5 protein-coding genes and 1 pseudogene are annotated in these 4370 nt (G+C 29.3%); 4 read left to right on the forward strand and 2 right to left on the reverse strand.

What is annotated here, in order from left to right; translation table 11 throughout:
* Positions 1–90 precede the first annotated feature (90 nt).
* Positions 91–429, reverse strand: a complete 339-nt coding sequence (locus M5121_RS15485) for a hypothetical protein (protein WP_249571670.1) — start codon at positions 427–429, stop codon at positions 91–93.
* A gap of 518 nt (positions 430–947) precedes the next feature.
* Between M5121_RS15485 and M5121_RS15490 the strand changes: the two genes are divergently transcribed.
* The 4 genes from M5121_RS15490 (at position 948) to M5121_RS15505 (ending at position 4061) form a co-directional block, all read left to right on the forward strand.
* The gene (locus M5121_RS15490) at positions 948–2147 is read left to right on the forward strand and encodes a tyrosine-type recombinase/integrase (RefSeq protein WP_159515925.1); all 1200 of its coding nucleotides are present in this window, start codon (positions 948–950) and stop codon (positions 2145–2147) included.
* Positions 2144–2515 (forward strand): hypothetical protein, encoded by a 372-nt coding sequence (locus M5121_RS15495; protein ID WP_234113742.1) that lies wholly within the window; start codon positions 2144–2146, stop codon positions 2513–2515. Before M5121_RS15490 ends, M5121_RS15495 begins: the two co-directional genes overlap by 4 nt.
* A gap of 284 nt (positions 2516–2799) precedes the next feature.
* Positions 2800–3759, forward strand: a complete 960-nt coding sequence (locus tag M5121_RS15500; RefSeq protein ID WP_234113741.1) for a phage/plasmid replication protein, II/X family — start codon at positions 2800–2802, stop codon at positions 3757–3759.
* 107 nt (positions 3760–3866) lie between these two features.
* A complete protein-coding gene (locus M5121_RS15505; RefSeq protein WP_009386867.1) occupies positions 3867–4061 on the forward strand; it encodes a helix-turn-helix transcriptional regulator in 195 nt (64 codons plus the stop codon).
* A 38-nt stretch (positions 4062–4099) separates the two neighbouring features.
* On the opposite strand, the pseudogene M5121_RS15510 reads toward M5121_RS15505, so the two are convergent.
* Positions 4100–4291, reverse strand: a pseudogene (locus M5121_RS15510) (helix-turn-helix domain-containing protein); the annotation flags it as partial.
* Positions 4292–4370: the final 79 nt, after the last annotated feature.

The following is a 4370-nucleotide window of genomic DNA, read 5'->3' on the forward strand; positions in this document are numbered from 1 at the left end:
TTGGTTTATTTTAACTACTTGCTAAGTAATGTTTACTGCCGAATAGGCAGCTTAAAAAACCCCACTCTAGCCAGTGGGGTTTTTGCTTTATTAGTGTTTATGGAATGTCATAACTTCGCCATTTTCTTCTAAGTAGAATTGATTGTTTTCCAAACCATTATCTTCTTCTAAGCATTTAAGAAATTCAGCAGCAGTAAATTCAGATTCAACATAAATTTGGAATGCTTGATCTTCTTCTGTCCAGAGTGTGTCTTGAGGCCATTCTGCACGAGCTTCATTTTCGTCACCTGACAAACAAAGAAGAACAACACCAGAATCCCCACATTTAACTCCCACATTTGCAAAATAACCATCTTTAGTTTTGAAATAGTGGATTGCTTCGATTTCAGTAGTAAAGCCAACTTCTGCATTGATGTTTAAAGTTTTCATATCTATATCTCACTAAGTAATGTTTAAGTTATCAAGACTTTCGATCTAGCCATCTCGTCTTGATGATTAAATAATACATTGTGAGATTCTCACGGTCAAGCACTATTTATAATTATTTTTATTCTGCCGATGAACGGTAGCAGATAAAGATTCAGAAATTAAATCTGAAATATGCCTGTGCATGAGTTAAAATCATTGTGTCAGCATTAATTGCCAAGAAAAATAGCATATATTCATTGTGTCAATGTTTGTGTCATTGCTGTTTAAGTTATTGATTTATAGCGTTTGTTCTCATCCTTGACATCGTAGAGGTCAGCAGTTCGAGTCTGCTTATACCTACCAAAATTATGAATTAGTATAAAGCAATATGACTGTATACTAAAAAAAAGCCTCAAAATTCAATGTTTTGAGGCTTTTTTTATTGCGTTTAATAACGATATATAACGCTATATACCGCTGGTATTTTTGTATCACAGTACGTATCATTAAAATAAATCGAACTCGTGATACAAAATTATATGAAAAGAAGTGAAATAAAAAAGATACCTTTATCGGATACCGCATTGGCTAATCTAGAACCTGAGAGTGTTGATTACAGGATTAGAGATAGTGGCAAGTTATATTTTTTTGTGAAGAAAGATGGAAGTAAGTCTTGGCAATATCGCTCTAAAAATGAATTGGGAAAGGACGGTTATCAAGGGTTAGGTAGCTACCCAAACGTAAGTGGACAATATGCTAGAAAAAAAGCTAGTGAATTAGCACTTAAAGAATCAAATGGTGAGATTGTTAGATTTAGCAAACATTATAAAAAACATATTGATAGTAAAAAAAACTTAACATTTGAAGTCATTATCAATGATTGGCTTGAAACTAAAAAAAATACTTGGGATGAAGAAACGTTTTATAAAGCTAAAAAATCAATCCAAAAACATGTGATAAAGGAATTTGGTTATAGAGAATGTATATCAATTAAAAAGAAAGAATGGTTTGATTTCTTTCAAAGATTAAGAACAGTTAATAAAATTAATAATCAAGTTGATAAACTAATCTCATATTGTACAAATGCCTATGATTTAGCAAATATCAAAGGACTAATTGAGGAGAATCCACTAGTAAGAATGTCTAGGCATATTACTCGGTTTACACAGGGGAATATGAGTCATGTTGAATTACATGAATTGCCTGAGTTAATAAATAAAGTAAGAAATTATCCAAGTAGGAGAATGGTTATCGGAATTGAATTAGCTATTTTACTCTCTCCAAGACCTTCTGAATTACGTTGTGCCACTTGGGAGCAGTTCGATTTTAAAAAGAAATTATGGAATAGACCAGCTGAGGTTATGAAAGGGGGTATAGCACATACAATCCCTTTACCTAAACAAGCAATTACACTTTTGAAAGAGTTAGAGACATATAAAACTGAATCACCATATCTATTTCCTAGTCGTACGACTTATCAAAAGCCTATATCAGATGGGACGTTTAATGCCGTGCTAAACCGTTGTGGTTACAAAGGAAAGCAAACTATGCATGGATTTAGGCATATAGCGAGTACGGCGCTAAATAACCAATTCAGCGATAAAGAACAAGTGATTGAGGTATGTTTAGCACATAAGAAAAAAGGTGTTAAAGCTGTATATGACAAAAGTAATCATCTAGAGGAAAGAAAGTTAATCATGCAATGGTGGGCAGATCACATAGAGCATATATCAAAATGAAATTACTATCATATTATAAAGATAAGGACTCGAATGAATTTGGATTAAGGGTCTTAAGTCTTGAATATAGCGCTGAACTTGAAGATCAGATGAATGAGTTTGAGCCACAAGTGTTAGTTGCAGAACTAGAATCTGAAAATTTACGAGTTATTAAATTAGCAGAAAAAAATTGGTATGGATTTGGATTGTACCAACCAAAGGATGAAATTATAGGTGATCTGGAAAAGTTAAAAGATATACCAAAGGTTATTTTTCTAAGTACAAATAGTGACTTAAAATCCAAGTGGAAAGAGAATGGATGTTTAGTTTGTACTGATGAAGAATATTATAAAGAATGTAGAAATATGCTATTTAACTCATTACTATGAATTTGATTTTTTGGTAATAAAGTGTTATAATAAGATATATTATATGTTAAGACCACATTTGTATAAAAAATATAATTTATAAATTAAAAATAATATTTAAATTTTTTTCATCTAACTATTTTGATGAATTTATTTTTTCATAAGTCTAAAAGATCATTTTATTTTCTATTTTTTGAAAAAATTTTTTTTAAAATTTTTATGTATTTTATTTTACCTTTTTTATTTCTTTTATATAAATGTTTTCTTAGATATTTTTTTATTAAAAATTTAAAAAAGGGGAAATTATGTTAGAGAAAAATTTTGAAATTGATATGCTTGAGGTGAATTTATATGTAGATCATGATGCAGAAAAACTTTCAAATGGAACTTATATTTATTCAAAAAATTATTTAAAAAATTTGAATGAATTAAAAAATATTTCAGATAATGATGTTGTGCTTAAAAATAAGCCAAAATGGTTAAGCTCTGAAGATGGAAAAAATATTAAAATCACATCATTAAGTAGTAGTTGTATTAATGTAAGTGGTAATATTTATAAGTGGTTGAAAAATGAGAATATTCTTGGTGAAACAGACTTAATTAAATTGGTTTATGAGTTTGTACAAGTTTTACAAACTATGAATTTAGTTCATCCTACATCAGCACAAATTCAGAGAATTATTGAAGGTGATTATAGAGTTTATAAAGCTGATGTTAAAAGGGATTTGATATTTGAAAACAAGGATCGTTCATTAAGATATTTAGACCACATTCAACGTATTGGTTATTTTCCCAATAAGGCTAAAGAGAAGTATCCAAATGGCGTATATTTCGGTAAAAAAAGTAAAACAAGATGGTCGATTTGCTACTATCATAAATCTAATGAATTAAAAGCCAAATTACAAAGGTTTAACACAGATCCAAAGCTCTTTGAATTAGCAGAAAGAATGATCAGAGCAGAGGCTAGTGTTTATAATGATCAACTTAAAGAATGGAAGTTATCATATGGATATCAATGGGGAAACAAATCATATGTAAATAATTTGTTTAAGGAAAAATTTTCAAGACTACGCTTACCTGATCAAGATAAAAGAGACAAAGTTCTTGATATTATAGATAAAAATGACAGAAAATTTTATACATTATTAAAAGAGGGGTGTATAGAAGATTATTATAGTAGATCAACAATACATAATAAAAGAATGAAATTTTATACAGAGTATGGTGTAGATATTGATTTAATTAAGAAGTATAAAAATGTATAAAAAAATCAATAATAAAAACAAATTTGAAAATAAAAATAATTCGACACATGCAGTAATAAAGGAAATGCATTTTATGAAAAATTTAGATATTGGGGGGAATAATAAGAATGAAAAAATTAAGATTAACAAAAAAAGAAGTATGCCATATTTTGTCTATAAAGAGTGATAAACTAGATAAGTTGATTAAAACTGATATTTTATTTCCTAAGCCATATAAAGAGGGAAATCAAAGGCAGTCACCAGTATATTTTGACGCTGTTGCAATAGAAACATGGTGGAATCAAAAAATAAATTTTAATTAGATATGACATTCAAAGCGATACTTTATGTATCGCTTTTTTTATCTATTTTTTAACACTCTATAGACTGTTGCAATTCCACACCCAACAGCTTTAGCAATTTCTTCTTTTGTTAATCCTTTAATATTTAGTTCTTTTATTCTTTGGTGTTTAGTTAAGTCTGCTTTTTTGCCTGTTGGGATATATCCACTTCTTTCTAAACCTTGTTTGATACGTTCTCTACGTTTGTCTGATGTGTGCTGAATTAGCAGGAGACTTTCACTTGGGAGATTCTAGGCAGCTAACCGATAAAAGTCTTCTGCCATTTGATTT

This window comes from Acinetobacter sp. ANC5681, assembly GCF_023488045.1.
GTDB lineage: Bacteria > Pseudomonadota > Gammaproteobacteria > Pseudomonadales > Moraxellaceae > Acinetobacter.

Excerpts from the sequence above, each read along its gene's own strand:
- M5121_RS15485 (WP_249571670.1), bottom strand. The coding sequence starts at position 429 with ATGAAAACTTTAAACATCAATGCAGAAGTTGGCTTTACTACTGAAATC.
- M5121_RS15500 (WP_234113741.1), top strand. The coding sequence starts at position 2,800 with ATGTTAGAGAAAAATTTTGAAATTGATATGCTTGAGGTGAATTTATAT.
- M5121_RS15495 (WP_234113742.1), top strand. The coding sequence starts at position 2,144 with ATGAAATTACTATCATATTATAAAGATAAGGACTCGAATGAATTTGGA.
- M5121_RS15490 (WP_159515925.1), top strand. The coding sequence starts at position 948 with ATGAAAAGAAGTGAAATAAAAAAGATACCTTTATCGGATACCGCATTG.
- M5121_RS15505 (WP_009386867.1), top strand. The coding sequence starts at position 3,867 with ATGAAAAAATTAAGATTAACAAAAAAAGAAGTATGCCATATTTTGTCT.